We start from the raw sequence: 18,766 nt of genomic DNA on the forward strand, positions 1-18,766 counted from the left end.
AGCCGCGGCTCGATTCTGATCGATTCTCATCACTGGCATTTACTGGTGCGAGTCTTGCTTCCCTGCGGCTTATGGAACGGAGAGATTTTTTGCGTACGGGAGTATTGGGAAGCGCTGTGATGGGGACTGGATTGTTGGCCCATCCAGCCAGGGCGGCGGACATACCAACACGCTTCGAGAGAGGTGTCGAGCTAGCGGCGGATTTGTCCAAGGACGAAACCTTTTGGCGAGACCGTCGGCGCGAGTTTGCTCCCGCTCCAGATTTCATAAACCTCGAGTACGGGTACTTTTGTCCCGCTCCGCTACCGGTGCTACAGGCCGAGCAAAAGGGATCGAGCGAGATCAATGCTCGAGCGTCGTATTTCATGCGTCGCGAGATGCGGGATGAGCTTGAGGCGACCCGATCTGACCTCGCTGAGTTCGCTGGGGTGAGTCCTGACGAGATTTGTATTACTCGAAACACCACGGAATCGATGAACATCATTATTCAAGGTCTCGATCTCGAGGAAGGGGATGAAATCGTGTATTCGGACCAAGACTACGGAAGTATGGTGGAGGCATTGCGGCAGAAGCAGGAACGTTTTGGCGTTGTGTTGAAGCAGGTCTCGATTCCCCTGCATCCGAAGAGCGATGATGACGTGGTGGCGGCTTTCGAGGCCGGGATTTCGCCTCGCACGAAGGCTCTGCATGTAACCCATATGGTCAACCTGACCGGGCATATCTTACCTGTACGCAAGATTTGCGACATGGCCCACGCGAAAGGGGTGGAGGTGATTGTGGATTCGGCACATGCCTTCGCCCATGTGGATTACAAGGTTTCGGATCTAAATTGCGACTATCTCGGGACGAGTCTGCACAAATGGCTGTGCTCGCCGGTGGGACTCGGCATGCTTTATGTCAAAAAGGACAAGATCGCGAAACTCTGGGGTCTGATGGGGGACACGGCTCGCGACGATGACGATATCCGTAAGCTGGAACGTCTCGGAACCCGTCCTTACAATCACCATCGTGGTCTCCGCGAGGCGATTCGCTACCACGACGCGATCGGATCTGCAGAGAAATACGAGCGTCTCCGCTTTCTCAATACTTATTGGACGAGCCATTTTCGCGATCACGATCGCGTGGTGCTGAAGACGCCTGAGGATCCGGCTCGTCACGGGGCAATTGCAAATGTGGGAATCCGCGGCTCGGACGCGAAGAGTCTCGGCGAGTTTTTGTATGATCGTTATTCCATTCTGACGGCTCCCATTCAAAGTCATCCCGTCGCCAGTGGCGTTCGCATCACACCAGGATTACCCACGCCACTGCGTCATCTCGATCGGTTGGTCGAAGCCATCGATGCTGCCGCCAAAGTTTTGTGAAGAAGGGGAAGGTAAGGCGTTTCTCAAGACATGATTCCTTTTCGATACTATGGCTAGTGGTGGGAGTTGTCCTAGGATGTTCTGCTCTACGGGGTCAAGTCTTGCCTGAGGAGCTGGCGGGCGCGGTCGAAACCCTTGATCGTTTCATGTTGGCAGGTAAAGAGGATGACGCACGCAGGGGCGCTCAATTGCTCGACATGTACGAGACCAGTCCACGCAAGGCTGAACGGGAGATCGAAAGCTACTTTGAGCAGAAGCGGCCTCACTTCTCTGAATATGTCTCTATCTCGAAAGATATTTATGGATACGAGCTCAAGGAAAACGGATACCGAGGTCCGAATCTCTCGCTCGAAGGAAGATTGGAGACGACGAGCGGATTTACCGCGGAGTTTTCTGCGCGCTTAGTCTATCGTGAGCAGCGTTGGCGTCTGCTTAGTATCGATATCGATTGAGCCTCGCTTCTTTCTAACGTTCCACGTAGGTGTCTAGCGACTCGAGACCTAGGGCAGCGTCCGTTTTGTCTTTTTATTTCAAATACAAAGCCTCGGGAAATCGCTTCGAGAATTTGCTTTCATGTTAGAAGTCGATAGGTAATCGTGATAGGTATCTCTCTAATGCTTCCGACTCCACGATTCTTTTTTAACTGCCTGCTTTGCTACGTTTTTCTAGCTGGATGCCAGTTATCGTCATCCTACACACTGTCAGGATACAAATGGCCCCAACCGGATGGGTTAGGCACGGAGATTGAGGTTTCCTACAGTTTCTCGAACTTGTTGGACGGTGGCTTTAATACGGTGCTTCCGAATTCAGAGTTGAAGGAGATCGTTGTCGAAGCGTTTGGACTTTGGAGTGGAGTGGCCCCCTTGGCTTTCGTCGAGGTCGATTCCCCGGTTTCGCACCATTATTCCAACATCGAGATCGGATACCGAACTTTCGATCCCTTGTACGCTAGCGCCATCGCTTTTTACCCGGCTTCGATTGACGACGCTTTATCCGGAGACATCTTTTTTGCCAACAACATCAACGATCCGTACGTGTGGGGGAAGAATACGGGAGTTGGCGATGATCCATTCGAATTGGACGTATTGGAGGTACTCGTTCACGAGATTGGCCACTCGTTGGGCTTGGGGCACGAGTTCGAAGCTGACGCCATCATGAATCCCACAATAGGGAATAGGTTCTCGGGAAGCGACACAGGTTACCTTTTGCAAGATGACATCGCTGGCATCCAGGCGATCTACGGGAAGCGACGGTCTCCACAAGCCGTCTCGGATGCCTCATTGCGAGGATTTGCACCTGTGGTTCTCGGTTTGTTGTTCGTCGTTAGGCGCCTAGCAAGGCGGTGACGCCTTCTAACCTGGCTAGCCTACAGCAGAGCCGTTTGGGGCGAAGGTGATGATCTTTTCTCTTCGCTTCCTGGATATTTTTCAATGACCTGGAAGGTGGCGAGGAGAAGATTTCGTCTGATGGTGTGGGGAAAATTGAGGCTCTTCGGACCATGTAGCAGCCGAGGGTTCGGAATAGGGCGCGGTTGCGTCGGAGGTACTTGAAGAGATCGAAGTGTTTGTGGACCTCCTTTTCGAAGTCTCTGCGATCCTCGTATTCTTCAGTGTCAACATGTAGTTTCTGGGCGAACGCTTGCAGCTCTTTGTTGTTGGTGAAGAGGTCTTTCTTAGTGATGCAAAGTGGGAGCAGTAGGCTATCGCGCAGGACTGGCAAAGAGCGCTTTTGGTTCGCAATACGGATTCGTTTTGATGCTTTGGGGTTGTACTTTGCTTTGAGGGCCTTCCGCTCGTAGGTGGCGACATCTCCGCAACCGCAGTTTTCGAGGTCAACTAAGTTACTGTGAAATTGAGAGGTGAGCAAGGCCGTAGAGGGTTCCTTCGCGGTGCAAACCTTCTTTCTCAGGCACCTAGGTAGTGGAGACAGGTGGACTGGGGGGGGGCTTTGGCTAGGGAAATATCGGAGGGTTCTAGTGAGGCGATTTCTCATTCGCTCATCTAATACTCTTTATTTAGAGTAATTACTGAACTTGATTGATTGATCCTACTACTTAGGGTCGCGAGATGCCCCAAGAAACTTCCCCGCGCCGTCGAGAAAACGGCGATAAGTTGTCCTTCCTCGAAAACCTCGGATTCGGATTGGGAGACATGGCTTCCAACCTGTTCTTCCAGACGTTTAGCATATTCCTCTTCTACTATTATACGGATGTGTTTGGTATCGCTCCAGCTGTGGTTGGGACTATGTTTTTCGTCGTACGATTCTTCGATGCTGCGAATGACCCGATCATGGGTGTGATTGCTGACCGGACCCAAACGAGATGGGGCAAATATCGTCCTTACCTTTTGTGGATGGCGATACCGTATGGGTTTTGTGGTTACCTGATTTTTGCGAATCCCGACTTGGGCCCTACCGGGAAAATCGTCTACGCCACCGCAACCTATGTTCTGATGTTAGTGGCGTATACTGCAATTAACGTACCGTATTCGTCATTGATGGGAGTGATCAGCCCGTCTTCTCAAGCCCGTACTTTGGCATCGACCTATCGTTTCGTTTGCGCGTTCGGAGGCGGCTTGCTGATCTCGCTGTTGGTACGTCCCTTGGTCAAGGAGCTAGGAGGAGATGATGAGGTTGCAGGATTTCAATATACCATGGCGATTTTCGCTGGCCTTTCGATTCTGCTCTTTTGGACCACCTTTGCCACAACGAAGGAGCGCGTTCAGCCTCCAAAGGGTCAGGTCAACAACATCCGGGGTGAGATTGGAGAGCTGTTTCGAAACAAGCCCTGGATCATTTTGTTCGTGGCAGCCATGTTCTCGACGACCTTCATCATCATGCGAAATTCGGTGACGATTCATTACTTCAAGTATGTGGCTGGCACTGGTGATGACTTGTTTATCTGGATTTTCGACAAGTCTACTTTTTTCCTCAGCTCTAGCATGTTCATGATGATGATGGGCGTTTTGGCGATGGGCTTCGTCGTTCGCCGCTTCGACAAACGCACCCTTTCCATTGTGCTGACCTTTACGACTGCGGCTTGTTTGGTGGCGTTCTATTTTATCCCAGCCAGCAACTATGGTCTGATGCTCGCAGTAAACGCTTTGGCAGCTTTCACGATGGGGCCGACATCAGCATTGGTTTGGGCGATGTATGGCGACGTGGCTGATTATGGGGAGTATACTTTTGGTCGGCGTTCGACGGGGCTGATCCACTCGGCTACGCTCTTCGCTCTTAAGACCGGCTCTATGATTGCGGGAACTTTGGCAGGCTGGGTGCTGGGCTCATTTGGATTCGTCGCGAACGAGCAGCAGAGCGAATCTTCATTGCTTGGAATCAGCTTGATGTTCTCGGTCATCCCAGCGCTTTTCGCCGTAGGCAAGGGAATCGCGTTGGTTTGCTATCCGTTAAATCGAGCAAAGGTTGCTGAGATCGAAATAGCCTTGGCCGAACGCAAGACATTGGCCTAAAAGGGTCGCTTAGTATCAAGATGCTGGATGCGCTTCTGCTAAAGCTCCTGATAGTCGAACCAGTCGAAATCTGCGTGCAGTCGCTGTCCGCTTAAGTCCTGTGCGCAAACTCCGACGAACGCTCCGGTGAAGCCGAGGGTGTGGTAGTCGTCGGAGAGGATCGTGCTGTCGAAGGTGGGACCGATGTTTGTCCACTCGCCTTGGTTGTAGGAATACGAAAACTGGAGTTGCCCGGATTTTATGGATACACGCAGGTAGATCTCTGTTTCTTGGAAGAGGGGTACTGCAGATTCTGGGAACTCGCTGTATACCCCGGCGTCGTAGCGGATGATCGCTAGGTGGCGGCCGCGCTCTTCGTCGCTAGAAATATGCAGGTAGTAGTGATTGCCTGTGTCGTAGTATGCGATGAGGCCTGCTGCGTGTTTGAAATTCTTCGGGTAGAATTCGACCGATGTGGTCGTTTGCGTGTTAAGCGACTGGATACGGCGAGCGACGAGGCTTTGGCGAAAGTTGCTGGTGGTCGGCTCTTCTCCGCGCAGGCGCAGCCAGCCGGGTCTTGCTTTGAGATCGAGCCAGCTAGGCTCGATAGGACGTCTTAGGCTTTGGAAATGGATATTGAGTTTATCGTCCTCGAAATCGTCTCTTAGGGAGCGGTTCGTTCCATACGAGGTAGATAGTGACTCGATAGTCTCTGCAGGGACGCATGTGCCGTGTGCCAGTTTGGGCCATCCCCCTTCGGGCCAATCTACTTTTTGGATGGCGGTCTCTCTGCCTAGGATACAGCGCCGGGCCTGTTCGGGCTTGATCGTTCGTTGAGAGATACTGTCTTTGTTTTCCCGTGACGAGCCAGAATCTACGTGGATAGGGCGTCCGCACAAATGCACGGCGTACCATTCGCCGGCGGGTGTGTCGACGAGGGAAGAATGCCCTGCTTTTTGCAGTTTTGCTTCTGGATCGTATCGGGAGGTGATAAAAGGGTTGTCTGGATCGATTTCGTAGGGGCCGTAAATGCCCTTCGAGCGAGCCATGGTGACGGCATGTTCGTAACTAGTTCCGCCTTCTGCGGTTAGTAGATAGTAGTATCCATCCTTTTGGTACAAGTGAGGGCCTTCGGTTAGCTTGAGGTCACTACCTTTAAAAATGTTTCTTTGTGGACCGACTAGTTTTTTTGTTTCCGGATCGAACTCTTGCAAGAGGGTGCCGGCGAATTGGTTACGATCGAGGCGATGGTCCCAGATCATGCTCAGATACCATTTGTGACCATCCGAGTCGTGAAACAAGGAGGCGTCGAATCCGCTGGAGTCGAGGTAGATGGGGTCCGACCAAGGCCCCCGGATATCGATGGCGGTGACGAGGTAATTGTGAGTGATCTTGTGGCGGGTCCCTGTCCATTGTTTCACATCCGTGTAGATGAGGTAGAAGATGCCGTCGCAGTGGCTGAGGCATGGAGCCCAAACGCCGCCGGAGTCTGGGTTACCGATCATGTCCAGCTGGTTAGAGCGGTCGAGCGGCCGAGTGATCAGCTCCCAGTTTGCCAGGTCTCGAGAGTGGTGGATTTGCACGCCCGGAAACCATTCGAATGTGGAGGTGGCGATGTAGTAGTCGTCGCCGACACGAACGATGGAGGGGTCAGGATTGAAGCCAGGAAGGATAGGGTTTTGGATCATAGCTAAAGTGTTAAGAGGGTAGACGAAGGCCTAGAAATCAGCGGTGTCCGGTAAAAGGTGGACATTAGGCTGGAACGCTAGGCAGAGCCGTCCGAGCTCACAAGTTTAGAGGCGTTCTCTTTTTAGAAGGCTATCGCTGAATTGGAGAGAAAGTCGGTGAATTTAGGTAAATAGAATGTAGGAAGAAAGTCGGCTGGAGGGGATTCTGGAGGTGGCGCGGATTTGGCTTTAGAAGGGCATGGATTGGCAGGCATGGCTGGATAGGATTCCTTACAACATTGCGGTAAACATCTTGGTGGTGCTACTGGTTGCGATCGCGACGAACTTCACTGCTCGACGACTTTTCGAGCGAAATCTTCGCAAGGCGATGAACAGTGAGCGCCGAACGGGAATCGCTTTTTTAAGGAATGCGGTTTCTGCCACGATATTCGTTCTCGGATCGGTGGTAATCGTCTACAGCATTCCGCCGCTCCGATCTTTAGCGGTCGGTTTTTTCGCGGGAGCGAGTATCCTAGCAGCGATTATCGGTTTCGCTTCGCAGAAAGCGTTTTCCAATATCGTCAGTGGTATCTTCATCGTTCTTTTTAAGCCTTTTCGAGTTGATGACATCATCAAGATACAGGGGGAAATTGGGACGATCGAGGACATCACATTGCGGCACACGGTTATCCGTGCTTTGGAGAACAAGCGGCTGATCTATCCTAACTCGGTGATCGATACGGAACCGATAATCAACTGGTCGATTCGCGATGAAACGGCTCAGAAATTCATGTTTATCAGTATCGACTTCGAGTCGGATTTGAAAAGAGCGGAGAGTATCATTCTGGAGGTCGCCGCCGCTCACAAGGACCTGCTAGACTTTCGAACAGAGGAGGAGAAGGCGGGTGGGCAGCCATTGGTGGATGTTCAACTGCTCGACTTCAACAACAGCATGGTCAACTTTCGCGTACCGCTCTGGGCGAAGGATCTTCCCACGGCCATGCGCATGACGTGGGATGTGCAACGCGGAATCAAGCTCCGGTTTCAGGATGAGGGCATCCACCTTGGCCGGCCTTCCCAAGTAAACTATCGATCTGAAGCGATAATGCCGTAACGCCCGTCATTCGACTTCTAGAAGGTCTGCGCTGAGATGGGGCCGTTTCTCGTTACCGGATATCGGCTAGGTTCACCACTGGCTACTCGCTGAGGATTTGGTAAGTCGCGTATCCAGTAATCATTACACCGATCAGTATTGCAGCGACGACAGGACGGTCGGGAGGAATCGACAGGCCGTTCTTTTGGGCGTTTGCGAGCTCGTCTGGATGGTAAATGCTGGATCGGCAGAAGATCAGGCAGACGAAGAACATGCCGGAGACGGCGAGAAAAATATGGAGAGCGTAAGTGAAGGCGGTTAGGGCATCTTCTCCGAGCTGGGTGGCGCAGGCGCCGAAGATCGAGGAACAGGCCATCATTGCCAAGGCGAAGACGTTTATTGGGGTGCGAGCTTTCATGACCGCTTTCCACCCGCTTGCGCTGGCCGAGGAAGGGGACGCTTCGATTTGCGGGTAACCACAGTTGGGGCAAGACCTCGCCTTTTCGGATAGCGGTTGCGAGCAATCAGGGCAGGGTTGGGTAGGCATGGCAGCGCGGTTGAGTCGAGTTGGAGAAAGTCGGTTAAGCGAATCCACTATAGTCGCGGTTCGAGTAAGCAGTCCCGGATCTAAACGATTTCTAACCAGCATGTCTCCGCACGATCGTCAAGTTGCACCTCGGTAGCGTCGAGATATGCACTTGGATCTTCCCGAAGAGAGCAGCGAGAGCTCTACTCTTTGTCCAGGTTCATTTCCATAGTCGGATACCAGTTCGTGCCGTCGGGTGAGAACTCACCTTTTTCGTGCCAGTGGGTTCCGTTCTGCGACAACGTGATCGTGAAGCGAATCTCTCCGCCGGGTACTTCGTATCCCCATAAGAACTTCTCGTTGGGTAGAACCACCTCGAAGCTCGCGGTGGTGCTTAAGCCTTCAGCAATGTGGGAGTTGAGTTGGTAGGTTTTGGAAAAGGGCTCGAAGCTTAAAATGCCAAGCGCGTGGTGTGCGTTATCACCTTGCTCGTTTTTCCCGACGCCTTCGATGAGCAGGACGGTATTCTCTAGTTTCCATTGGATAGTCTCATGCATTTGGGCGTTCTTGCGCGAGCCGTCCGGAGACACGGTCCAACTAGAGCCGGTCCAATCCCCTGCCATTACGGAAACGCTTTGCATCGCGGATTGAACTGGCTCTTTAACGTCAGGCATCTGGGCCTGAGCAGTGACTGCGAATGCGACGGCTCCTAGGAGGAGGATCGTGTGGAGGAATTTGGTTAGGCGAATCATAGGCTAGTTTTACCAAACCAGCCTCCGTCTGTCATGTGCCAGAGGTCATGAATCGGGGAGTGCCGATGGGCATGTTCTTTGTATAATGCAGCTAACATTCTATAATGATTTGCTACCGCGCTGGCTTGTCCGCCACATAGATCATGTAGGCCTCTCGCTTGGACGAAGCACTGACCTTGGCTGGGACTGCTTGTACCTTGAATCCGACTTTCTTGAGGCGGCGCTCGATCACGGCATCTGGGCAGGCAGACCAAATCGCAGCGCGTCCGTCAGGCGCCATGGCTCTCCAGATCTCCCGCATTCCTCCGACCTCGTAGAGTTTGTTGTTCTTATTGTCGACCATGGCAGTCGTGTCGTTGTCGATATCGAGGGCGATCACGTCGTACGGGTCGCTTGCTGCCCGAGCGATCACAGCTCGAACGTCTTCGATCAGGACTTCGACTCGCATGTCGTCGAGGGCATCGCCATTTAGACCTTTCATAAAGGTCCGGTTCCAATCTACGATTTCGGGAAATAGCTCCGCAACGTGCACTCTCGCTTGGGATGGGGTAGCTTGAAGCACGCTTTTGAGAGTGAAGCCGAGTCCGAGTCCTCCGATCAGAACTTTTGCTTCTAGTCCCTCCGTAGCGTGTCGCTCGCAGCCTAAGGTGCCGAGAAGGATCTCGGAGGTCGCAACCATAGAGTGCATGAGTTGCTGTCCGTTTACCCGGATACAAAAGCTCCCGTCGTGCTCGACGAGTGTCATGCGGCCGCCGTTGGGCGTAATGGTCTCAGCGAGCGTGATGTTGGGCTTCATAGCCCGGCAACACAGACTAGCCAATGCTTGGTGGCAAGCGCTGGCTTGAGGTGCTTGCTTCTCCTACTTCATTTTCTGTTTTTTGTAACCTTTGGGTATTTCGAAAAAGTTAGCTTCGAAGTCACGTTCTTCGACTCTTGAGAGTGTCGTCTGGCTTTGCTTAGCCTTTCCACCCAGTTCGGAGTAGGCGACAGGTATGCCCCCAATATCTTCAATACGTCCGTACCAATTGTTATTTGCCCGGTTTTTCATCATGCCTGCCAAAGGGCCCTTAGAAAAGGCTTTGGTCATGTTGTTGAGCATTTCGCCCATCGACGTGAGAGCAGTTATCAGTTCTTCGCTTCCTTCGACATCGTCCCAATCAGCGACCCAAAGCTCGCGAGCAGGGGATCCGTCTTCAAGGACGACCACCTTCTCAACGTCGTAACCCGATATTGTATTCGTATCGCCAGTACGATCGAACGAGAGTTCGGGCAAGGTTTGTTCCGCGCCTCCCATTTTTCCCTTCATCAAGCCTTCCATCATTTTGCGTTGAGCGGGAGGCATGCTGGCGAGCTGTTTTTCCATTTCCGCCATGGCGTCCTCGATCTGTCGGCTAAGGTCGTCGAGGGTGGCCTTGTCCAGTTCCATGTAGCGCTTACGGTCGTGTTCGAGTATGATCATGGTGGAGGTGGAAGTGTCATAGATCATGTCTGAGTTTTGGTCGGCGCCGGTCGTGACTCGCAACTTGCTGCCCTCTACCATCAGGCTAGTACTAGTCCCGCTTTCGGATTCTTGGAATTCGTAGACGTAACCGCCGAACGCGGAAGAGGTTAGTAGGAGCGAAAACGCTACAAGAATTCGCTTGAGGGGTAGTGAATAGGTGTGGTCGGTCATGCTAAATCTCTAGCAGGCGAGCTGCTCTAGCGCACGCCTAAAGCCCAATTCGGTGGGCTCGAGAAACATCAGCTCGAGTGAGGTCTTATGATGAGTTTTTAGATCTTTAATCCATTAATAATCAATGTATTGCAAAACAAGAGCCTTTAACCTCAATCTTGGCATGCCGTCTTTTTTACAACTACGTGTATACTCCCAGTTTCGAGTACGATTCGCTGTGCGAAATAGAAGAGGCGGACGAACAGGGTTCGCCGGCCGAGAATGATTATCCTTTTGGATGCGGGAGTCCGCTCGAATATTGCCTCGAGAGGGTAAAGCGTCTGTCGCTTTCCGTGCTCATGGCGAGGTTGGATGACCTCGGGGATCGAGCTCGTTTTCATGTTTCAGTACCGTACTGCCTTGGCGAACTCGGACATTGGCTGGTTCTTGATGGGAAACTGTTATGGATGTTTCGATGCGGCGCTGCTTCGGGCCGTTTTCCAACTCTGAAGAGTCTTGGGAAGCGCTGGCTTGTAGTGATAGTATGGATGCGAACGCGATTATTGTGAACAGGTTTTCATTATTAGGTTGGTTTAGCTTTTGGTATGTAGCAGTCATCTGGAATGAGTTTAACGGCTCTATCGAATGCTTTCATCTCGAAGCGAGCGAGGGCTGTTCGTCCGGTTGCGGAGTAGGAAACGGAGCGGGCGTAGTGGCGAACCGCATTGCTAGTGAATCAACCTTCTGGATAGGCAGGTTCCTCTAGGATGTCTTCCCAATTTCCGAAGCGAATCAAGACGTGAAAGTTGGTCGGCTGGATACCTTGGTCGAAGAGCTTCTGGGCTTCGGGGGGGAATTCGTAGAGGTAGGGCGAACGTAGTCGCCAAATCCCGGATACATTTGTGAAGGTGGGGTGGCGGCGAATGTGTTGGAGAACAACCCCGCTAGCAGGAAGAGCAGAGTCGCCGCGATACTTCGGCGATCGAATGGTAGGGAGACAAGTTTTATGTGTATGGTGGGTTGGATTAGTTGGACGGCCTCTTGCTGGGTTTCGACGCACAGAGGTTCCGTTCACTTCAGGCGGCAAATACTAGCGGATTTTCGCTTACTTCGTAACGCGGCGAAATACGGTAGAGCGCAGCCAAGACTACGGTAGTCGGTGGCTTCAGCCCAGCTGCAGGGGTATTTTTTCGGACGGGACCCTTCGTTCAAGGGCCGTCGAATCCTAGGGTCACTCGTAGCTCGCTGAGTACGAGAAAGGTATCCAGTAGACGGATTTGTGGGTCTAGGGGAGAGTGTAAAACACTCTTAGGTGAGGAAGCGTTGCCAGAGGAAGAGGAGCGAGAAGCCGACGAGGTAAGCAAAGCCAGTCCAACTGATCGCCTTGTAGAGGAGTCCCGGTCGGTATTCCTCTGGTAGATGTTCAGAGAGTGCGAGGCGGAGATTGAGGTAGGCGAAAACGGGAGCCGTAAGGAATGCGGCGGTGGTGATAAGGTCGATCAGTGTGGTGAGATTTTGGGCGGAATAGGCGATGATCAGCCAGCCTGCCATGCTAGTGGCGAGGATCATTAGCATGTGCGTTTTTCGTTCCGTTCCACCCAGCTGCGGTTGGGCTACTCGAAGGGCGGCGGCCAACGAGCGCGGGTAGGCATCGACCACGGTGATAGTTGTCGAGAGCAAGGTCGTGAATGCGGCTGCGGAAATAATGGGAGCAGTCCACGCTCCGAGTTTCGAGGTGTAGAGGGAGACGAATTGCTGGGTGAAGCCAACGCTGGAGCTCGCGTAGGATTCACCGCTGCCGTACATGACCCAGGCCCCTAGGGCGACGAACATGGCCGCGAGCAAGGCTGTCATGATGTAGCCGACGTGGAAATCGACGCTACCCTCGGCGCGGCTGGTGCGCTCCTTGTTTTCCTTCTCCGAAGCTTGTATCCAAAGGGACTGCCAGACGGACAATTCGATTGGCGCGGGCATCCAGCCCATGAGGGCTATCAGGAACGGTAGGGATGCGACCGCCCAAAATTCGGTCGGAACGGAATCCGGTACAGGTTGGTTCGCATTTCCGATTGAGCGTAGGAACGCGGCAACTGTTGCGAAGAAGAGTACCGTCATCATCAGTTTGATGATACGACTGAGCCATTTGTATTGGCCGATGCTCACCAACAGGAAGATTGCTACGAGCAGCAAGGCACTGATTTGGGTTGGGGTAAGGGATTCAAGGCCGGGAATCTTGGGTGTGAGGATGGCGGTGACAAAGGTGGTGCCAGCGATGCTGATGATCGCGGTAAAGGTGTTGAGAGCGAGAAAAGCGTAGAGAAAAGCTGGTCCAAGACGACGGTAGCCGTGTAGCAAGGTCTCGCCTGTGGCGACGGTGTAGCGATGTCCCGCTTCGAAAAACGGGTACTTGAGGAGATTGACCACGAGCACCAGCCACACGAGTCCGATGCCATAGGTAGCGCCTGCTCGAGTCGATTGAACGATATGGGAGACGCCGATGGCGGCGCCGGCCATCAGGATGCCGGGGCCGATTTTCTTGATTAGGTGAGCACGATGGGTGGCAGGAGGGGGAGCTTTGGAATCGTTAATAGACATAGGGAGGAATGGCGAATGGGTTAGCAGGGAGTTCTCGAAGTGCGAGAGCATTTTCCGAGAGGTGTCCGATACGAGTTCGGCTGGATTCTCGGCCTGCCGGCGGTAACCGTAAGCAAATTCTATTCCTTAGGGCAGCGGAACGGTCATGCTTGCACAGTGGAGGGCTCCTCCTCGCAGAGCCATCAGGTCGGAGTCAATCCAGCGTATGTAAGCTTTTGGATACACATTGCGGTACGCGGCTTCCGCCTCTTTCTCCATCGTGTCAAATTCCTCCTGGCGTTCACCATTGGCCGGCGCGATAGCGCGGAAGCAAAAGAAGGATCTCCGATTTGCCTGCGTTCATGATTACCGAATTCGTGTAGCTACGATAGACCGTGGAGTTTTCTAGGTGGGTCCGAACCAGGCTTTCGAGGGTGGCTCGGTGGTAGTGTTTTGCGAGCTCGTCGAGGTCGACTTCGCTGGTAAACTGGGGAGCCTTTCTTGCGTCGACGAACCAGTAGCTGTCCAAGTCCACTTCGACCTCTCGGCACACTGCTGTGACGATTTGTACCCACAGGCTTACGATATCTTCTCGGTTGTCGTGTAGCAGCCGGGAGCATTGGAATTCGTGTCAGTTCCAAACCTGAAGCGGAGGCGCGTTACCTCGTATTGTGCACGGCTGCGTTTTTCCCTTTGGCAGGAACCCCTAGCGAGCATCCTTTGCGGCATGAGCTAAACAGGGAATCGCTGGAAGGGCTCTTGAAGTGGATTCAAGAGCGATGGATCGTCTAGGCGTGTAGCGGTTTTTGGATACGCTTTTGATGGGTGTCGCTTTTGCTCGAAGCAGGCTAAGGCTGCTGGTCAACGAGTCGCGCCAGACTAGCGTCAAGGGCGTAGCGCAGAATCCATGCTTTTTTGACTGGATTATCAGTCGTTTCTGTTTCGCGAAGGGCTACTCGCAGGTTTGCTGCCTCGGAATCGTTTGTGCCTGGAAGTGCGATAAGTGCGGTGCATGCTACCTCGTAGATTGCGGCACAGGCGGCGGGGTTGCCGTCGTTGAAAAGTGGGACGCCTCGTTCGATGGCTAGTGATATGAGCTGTAGCTTTTGTTCAACCGAATCGGAAGAGCGGGGTGTTCGGAGAGGCTCCTCGGCCCGTGTGCTCGTTGTGGGGGATTCGCTTTCAACGTAGTCAACCTCGAGATGGAATGGGCCCGGCTTTTTGTCGGACAGCGTGAATCCGATAGAGGTGATCGTTTCGGGGTCGAGATTCACCTTCGGCTGGGGACGTCCAAAGGATTGGGCGGCGAACGATGTCAGAGGGAGGCTGATTTCTTGCCATTCGTCGTCTTTGGTCGCGAAGGCGGTGCGGAAGGAGCCGGCCATGCGTTGATTGCTCGGACGAAGATCGAAGTAGTAGGTTCGTCCGTCGCCGCGTACGCGCAGTTTGATTTCGCTGCCTTTCCGCAGGTCCAGGGGCTGGGGTCGGTTTCGAATGGATACAAAGCCACCATTGTTTTCTAGGGAGAGCTCTCCCGAGAAGAGTAAGTTCCCATAGCTAGTTTGCTCAAATATGCTTTGGGATACGCCTCCCATGACGGTGTCGTTCACGACAGTCCAGTTGCGGAACTCGATGGCATTATCAAAGGTAGCGATAGTGCGGGCGCTCATATCTCTTTGAAAGAGGGCTGCTGTCCAGACCAGTCCAACTTTGACCACCTTTCCTGCCTGGCTGAATAGTTTGGATGTGTCGCTCGATTGCATGGCCGTCTCGGAGGCCCGTCCAGCCTGCTAGCGCGGCGGGTAGGATCAGTTTAACGTTTGATCTAAGATTAGTCTCTTAGCCGAACGATCCGAGAGGCCACGCGAAGGCGTAAAATGGAGCAGAGATCGAAGGTCCTGTTTCATAGGAGTTGCACGCAATAGTGAAGGCTAGTCTGTGCGTGGCGACAGAAAGCCGATCATGCCTGCGGCAGCCCACAGGCTCCAGAGTGCTATCCACTGCCAGAAGGCGAAGCTTTGCCATAGGGGTATGCCCATGTCTCGCCAGCTTTGGTCTACCCAGCCGAGGTCTCTCTGGCCCAGATACAGCGAAAGTTGGCATATGCCTATGGCGGCAATAGGTGCGACGATGACGGCCGCCGGCCAGATTAAGCTCCGATTCGATTTCGCCCGCGAGATCGCGTAGCCGAGTATCCCTCCGTAAGTAAAAAGAAAACAGAAGAGGGCTAAAGCTTCGTGGACCTTGTCGAGAGAAGCGGGCCAACCGGGTGTCGCTAGGGATTCGACGCCAGTCAGAATTCCGAAGATGATTCCGGTCTTCAAGGCGCGTACACTCCTCTTTTCTCCGGGTTTCAAAACGGTTAGACCCGCTGCGTAGGGAAAGAGGAACGCCATGGAAATGGAAATGCCGGCCGAAAGGTAAGCATAACCTTGTGGGTTGTGCTTGGAGGAGGCGAGAGCGGAAACAACGGTGTACTGCCAGTCGTAGAAAGTTGGATACAGATTGCTGGCGATTGCTACTGAGGCGATGAGAGTGCCGAGGCTGAGGACGTAGTAGGTCCGTTGCTTGATTGGGATTCGGCCTGTCATGGGTATATGACTAGGCGCTATCGGCTTCTGGCCAAGAAATAAAAGGCAGGAGTGGATGCTGTGGGGGGGTGAAGCTGGAGTGCCGCGCACTTTCAACGAAGGGGCCAAATGAAGGGCACGATTACGATGGTGACGACGAACGCAATCAGGTTGAGAGGAATGCCGACCTTGAGGAAGTCGGCGAAGCGGTAGCCGCCAACGCCGTGCACGTAAGTGTTTGTTTGGTATCCGATCGGTGTAGCGAAGCTGGCCGAAGCTCCCATGGCCACGGCAATGATGTAAGGACGAGCGTCGACACCGAGCGTCTCGGCCGCTCCGATAGCAAGCGTTGTCAAAAGGACCGCTACTGCGTTGTTCGAGAGAATTTCCGTGAGCACCGTAGTCAGAAGGTAGACCCCTGCTAGTAGGAGTATCGGCTGCCAGGCCTCGTTAGAAAGTGTGGCGATTCCTCTCACTAAGGTGCCGGCGATGAGATCGGAAGCACCGCTGACTTCCACTGCGCGACCGACGCCAAGCATCGCGAAAATAAGAAAAAGGATGGGCCAATTTATGGAGCGATAGGCGTCTCTAATTTGTAGGCAGCCGGTGGCCATAAGAAACGTAGAGCCGATGATGGCTGCACCCGCGATCGGCATGAGGTTTAAAGATGAGGCTCCGATGACGCCTGCTATGGTAGCGAGCGTAATGAATAGGTTGATACGGTTTTTATCGGGTAGGTTGAGGGGTTCGTCGAGAACCACAAATTCGGGTTGTTTTCCGAGGTTTTCTATGGCTTCTTGGCTGCCGCGAAGTAGGAGTATATCTCCCTCGCGAATCGGCGTCGTCCGAAGGCTAGACCGTACAATGTGCCCGCGCCGGTGTAGGGCCACTGGGGTAAGAGCGAAGCGGTTCTGGAAGTTGAGTTCCGCTAAGGTGTATCCAGAAAACGGGGTATTTTCCCTGAGGGCAACTTCGACGAATTTTCCATGGCGGGTCGTTATGTAGGCAAGGCCAAGATCTGAGAGGAGCTGTGTCTCTGCAAGAGCACCCTCCTTGGCTTTGTCTAATGTGGGGACAGAGGCGGCTAGGAGGACACGGTCGCCGAGCTGGAGGGTGACGCGTTCCGCTTCCGCTAACGGCGTCACTCCCTCTCGGAATATTTCCAGAGCCCGCACGTGGCTGGAGCGATAGGATTCGAGCTCGAAAAGCTGTCTGCCTTCCAATGGAGACCCTGTTTCCACGAAAGCTTCGAGTATATATTCGCGGGAGTCCGTTTGCGAGAGGATGTCGGAGGTAGTTTCTCGAGTGGGAATGATTCGGTATCCCACCGTGAGTAGGTAGAGAGTACCCGCAATTAGCAGAGGAAGTCCTACCCAGGCGAGCTCGAACATAGATATGGGAGATAGTCCCCGCTGCACCGCGATTGAGCTCACGACGATATTGGTACTGGTTCCGATCAGGGTGCAGGAGCCCCCAAAAATTGAGGCGTAAGAAAGTGGTATTAAAAGTTTGGATGCAGAAATACTCGCTTGTTTTGCTAAGCTCAGGGCAATCGGAAGAAAGACGATGACGACAGGCGTGTTATTGATGAACGCGGACGCCGCGGCAACGATGAGGATTAGGAGCAGCAGTGCCTTGCCTGGTGTCAGGTTGGGAATCGACTGAAGCCAGGCTCCAATGTATTGCATGGCACCGCATCGTTCAAGAGCAGCGCTTATTATAAACATGGCTCCAACGGTAATAGGAGCCGGATTTGCGAAAACCGCGAGCGCTTCGTGGGTCGGTAGAATCCCCAACACTAATAGCAAAGAAAGGGCGATCATGGCTGTGAGTTCGTTTGGGATCTTTTCCCAAGCGAAGCTCGCGAGCATCACGATGAGCAGTAGAAAAACGCAGGCGATTTGCCAGGTCATGTGTGTATCCTCGAATGAAGTAGAGACATCCAACGGCATCGATACCTACCATAGGCAGCGGAGTGTTGGAGTCGCTGAAACGCAGCCAATGCGTTTGTCATGCCATTTCGCTTTCGCCAATCAAAATAGCATTCGGTAACTCCGATTTGGTTCTTCGGTAAACCGCGGTCCTGCTTTCCGTAATGTGAGGACGGCTAAAAGCACCTTCCCGAGATCCTTTTGGTGGCAAATCGAAGATTGAGTCTCCGATGTGCTCGGCGCTTCCGGCTGATCGTTTTTAGGCGCTTTGTATAGCGGGGCTGGTTCGTTGTCGCTAGTAGAGAACCAACAATTGAGGAAAAGGAGTATGAAGAATTTGGCAGAAAACATATGGGTTTTGCCTTTCGAGCTGAAAGCGCTCGGGGCGAACATTGGCAGAAATGTTACAGTGATCCGGTTGGAATCCGGCGGGCTTATCGTGCACTCGACGGCTCCTTTCGAAGCGGAGCATGTAGAGCAAATACGATCCTTAGGCGAGGTGCGTTGGATCACTGATCCGATGGTAGACCACGACACCTTTTCTCGGCAAGGCCAGGAGGCGTTTTCCGAAGCGAGCTTTCTGGCTCCAGAAGGGTTTCCATCCGACGGCGGACTGAAGACTCAGCCTTTATTACCTGTACCCGTAGGTTGGGGACAGGAAGTGGAGGTGGTAAAACTCGAAGGTGCCCAGGGATTTAACGAACACGTTTTCTTTCATGTACCAAGCCGTACCCTTATCGTCTGTGATCTGCTCATGCACTTTCCTGAGGTGAACTCACTGTGGGAAAGAGCGCTGCTGCGCGTTGGCCTGGGGCCAAGGCGTGCCCCTGGAACGTCACGACGTTTGAAATTGGCGGTCAAAGATATGAAGCGTTTTCAGGAGTCGATGCAGCAAGTGATGGATTGGCCGTTTGAGAGAGTGGTGGTGGGGCATGGAGAACCGCTTTGCGATAATGCGTACGAGAGAAGCAAGGCCGCTTGGGTAGCTGCCGGGTGGGTTAAAGGGTAGTCGCCAGTTTACTTTTGCTCTAAAACAGTGCGAATTTTGATTCAGACATTTTGTCGTATTGGTCGCTCGTAATCGGCAGGTAACGAGGATTCTTGCCGGTCCCTGATCGGTTCTCTCTTTTGCGTGCCACGGCGTCTCGTTTTCTTTGTGTCCTCTGAAAATAGCGTGCTGTTTTTTGTTTCATTGCAT

20 protein-coding genes are annotated in these 18,766 nt (G+C 53.2%); 6 read left to right on the forward strand and 14 right to left on the reverse strand.

Annotation, left to right across the window (positions count from 1 at the left end):
* Positions 1-71: 71 nt before the first annotated feature.
* From QEH53_RS09240 to QEH53_RS09250, 3 genes are all read left to right on the forward strand, one after another.
* A complete protein-coding gene (locus tag QEH53_RS09240; RefSeq protein ID WP_309022890.1) occupies positions 72-1,361 on the forward strand; it encodes an aminotransferase class V-fold PLP-dependent enzyme in 1,290 nt (429 codons plus the stop codon).
* Between the two features lie 101 nt (positions 1,362-1,462).
* On the forward strand, positions 1,463-1,813 hold the full coding sequence (locus QEH53_RS09245; protein WP_309022891.1) for a hypothetical protein: 351 nt from the start codon (positions 1,463-1,465) through the stop codon (positions 1,811-1,813).
* A gap of 162 nt (positions 1,814-1,975) precedes the next feature.
* Positions 1,976-2,707 carry a matrixin family metalloprotease gene (locus tag QEH53_RS09250; RefSeq protein WP_309022892.1) on the forward strand — a complete coding sequence of 244 codons (732 nt, stop codon included), beginning with the start codon at positions 1,976-1,978 and terminating at the stop codon, positions 2,705-2,707.
* Here the strand turns inward: QEH53_RS09250 and QEH53_RS09255 are convergent.
* Entirely contained in the window at positions 2,685-3,227 is a 543-nt protein-coding gene (locus QEH53_RS09255; RefSeq protein ID WP_309022893.1) for a hypothetical protein, read from the reverse strand. The two genes, QEH53_RS09250 and QEH53_RS09255, sit on opposite strands and share 23 nt — an antisense overlap.
* Positions 3,228-3,427: 200 nt before the next feature.
* On the opposite strand from QEH53_RS09255, the gene QEH53_RS09260 reads away from it, so the two are divergent.
* A complete protein-coding gene (locus QEH53_RS09260) occupies positions 3,428-4,828 on the forward strand; it encodes an MFS transporter (protein ID WP_309022894.1) in 1,401 nt (466 codons plus the stop codon).
* 38 nt (positions 4,829-4,866) lie between these two features.
* On the opposite strand, the gene QEH53_RS09265 is transcribed toward QEH53_RS09260, so the two are convergent.
* Complete coding sequence (locus QEH53_RS09265) at positions 4,867-6,495, reverse strand: glycoside hydrolase family 43 protein (RefSeq protein ID WP_309022895.1); 1,629 nt, start codon at positions 6,493-6,495, stop codon at positions 4,867-4,869.
* Positions 6,496-6,733: 238 nt separating this feature from the next.
* On the opposite strand from QEH53_RS09265, the gene QEH53_RS09270 reads away from it, so the two are divergent.
* Positions 6,734-7,588 (forward strand): mechanosensitive ion channel family protein, encoded by an 855-nt coding sequence (locus QEH53_RS09270; RefSeq protein ID WP_309022896.1) that lies wholly within the window; start codon positions 6,734-6,736, stop codon positions 7,586-7,588.
* 82 nt (positions 7,589-7,670) lie between these two features.
* Here the strand turns inward: QEH53_RS09270 and QEH53_RS09275 are convergent, their stop codons facing one another.
* From QEH53_RS09275 to QEH53_RS09330, 12 genes are all read right to left on the reverse strand, one after another.
* A complete protein-coding gene (locus QEH53_RS09275; protein ID WP_309022897.1) occupies positions 7,671-8,114 on the reverse strand; it encodes a hypothetical protein in 444 nt (147 codons plus the stop codon).
* A 182-nt stretch (positions 8,115-8,296) separates the two neighbouring features.
* Positions 8,297-8,845 carry a hypothetical protein gene (locus QEH53_RS09280; RefSeq protein WP_309022898.1) on the reverse strand — a complete coding sequence of 183 codons (549 nt, stop codon included), beginning with the start codon at positions 8,843-8,845 and terminating at the stop codon, positions 8,297-8,299.
* Between the two features lie 112 nt (positions 8,846-8,957).
* On the reverse strand, positions 8,958-9,641 hold the full coding sequence (locus QEH53_RS09285; RefSeq protein ID WP_309022899.1) for a spermine synthase: 684 nt from the start codon (positions 9,639-9,641) through the stop codon (positions 8,958-8,960).
* A gap of 63 nt (positions 9,642-9,704) precedes the next feature.
* A complete protein-coding gene (locus QEH53_RS09290) occupies positions 9,705-10,517 on the reverse strand; it encodes a hypothetical protein (protein ID WP_309022900.1) in 813 nt (270 codons plus the stop codon).
* 336 nt (positions 10,518-10,853) lie between these two features.
* Positions 10,854-11,114 (reverse strand): hypothetical protein, encoded by a 261-nt coding sequence (locus QEH53_RS09295; RefSeq protein ID WP_309022901.1) that lies wholly within the window; start codon positions 11,112-11,114, stop codon positions 10,854-10,856.
* Between the two features lie 118 nt (positions 11,115-11,232).
* Positions 11,233-11,571: a hypothetical protein gene (locus QEH53_RS09300; RefSeq protein ID WP_309022902.1), complete on the reverse strand. Its 339-nt coding sequence runs from the start codon at positions 11,569-11,571 to the stop codon at positions 11,233-11,235.
* Between the two features lie 233 nt (positions 11,572-11,804).
* A complete protein-coding gene (locus QEH53_RS09305) occupies positions 11,805-13,088 on the reverse strand; it encodes an Nramp family divalent metal transporter (RefSeq protein WP_309022903.1) in 1,284 nt (427 codons plus the stop codon).
* A gap of 126 nt (positions 13,089-13,214) precedes the next feature.
* Positions 13,215-13,346, reverse strand: coding sequence for a hypothetical protein (locus QEH53_RS09310; protein WP_309022904.1), 132 nt, complete (start codon positions 13,344-13,346; stop codon positions 13,215-13,217).
* Positions 13,347-13,368: 22 nt separating this feature from the next.
* Positions 13,369-13,620 carry a hypothetical protein gene (locus QEH53_RS09315; RefSeq protein WP_309022905.1) on the reverse strand — a complete coding sequence of 84 codons (252 nt, stop codon included), beginning with the start codon at positions 13,618-13,620 and terminating at the stop codon, positions 13,369-13,371.
* Positions 13,621-13,915: 295 nt separating this feature from the next.
* The gene (locus tag QEH53_RS09320; RefSeq protein ID WP_309022906.1) at positions 13,916-14,737 is read right to left on the reverse strand and encodes a CIA30 family protein; all 822 of its coding nucleotides are present in this window, start codon (positions 14,735-14,737) and stop codon (positions 13,916-13,918) included.
* 261 nt (positions 14,738-14,998) lie between these two features.
* The gene (locus QEH53_RS09325) at positions 14,999-15,658 is read right to left on the reverse strand and encodes a hypothetical protein (RefSeq protein ID WP_309022907.1); all 660 of its coding nucleotides are present in this window, start codon (positions 15,656-15,658) and stop codon (positions 14,999-15,001) included.
* 92 nt (positions 15,659-15,750) lie between these two features.
* A complete protein-coding gene (locus tag QEH53_RS09330; protein ID WP_309022908.1) occupies positions 15,751-17,550 on the reverse strand; it encodes an SLC13 family permease in 1,800 nt (599 codons plus the stop codon).
* A 346-nt stretch (positions 17,551-17,896) separates the two neighbouring features.
* Between QEH53_RS09330 and QEH53_RS09335 the strand changes: the two genes are divergently transcribed.
* A complete protein-coding gene (locus QEH53_RS09335) occupies positions 17,897-18,577 on the forward strand; it encodes a DUF4336 domain-containing protein (RefSeq protein ID WP_309022909.1) in 681 nt (226 codons plus the stop codon).
* Positions 18,578-18,766 lie beyond the last annotated feature (189 nt).

The organism is Pelagicoccus sp. SDUM812002 (assembly GCF_031127835.1).
Lineage (GTDB): Bacteria > Verrucomicrobiota > Verrucomicrobiia > Opitutales > Opitutaceae > Pelagicoccus.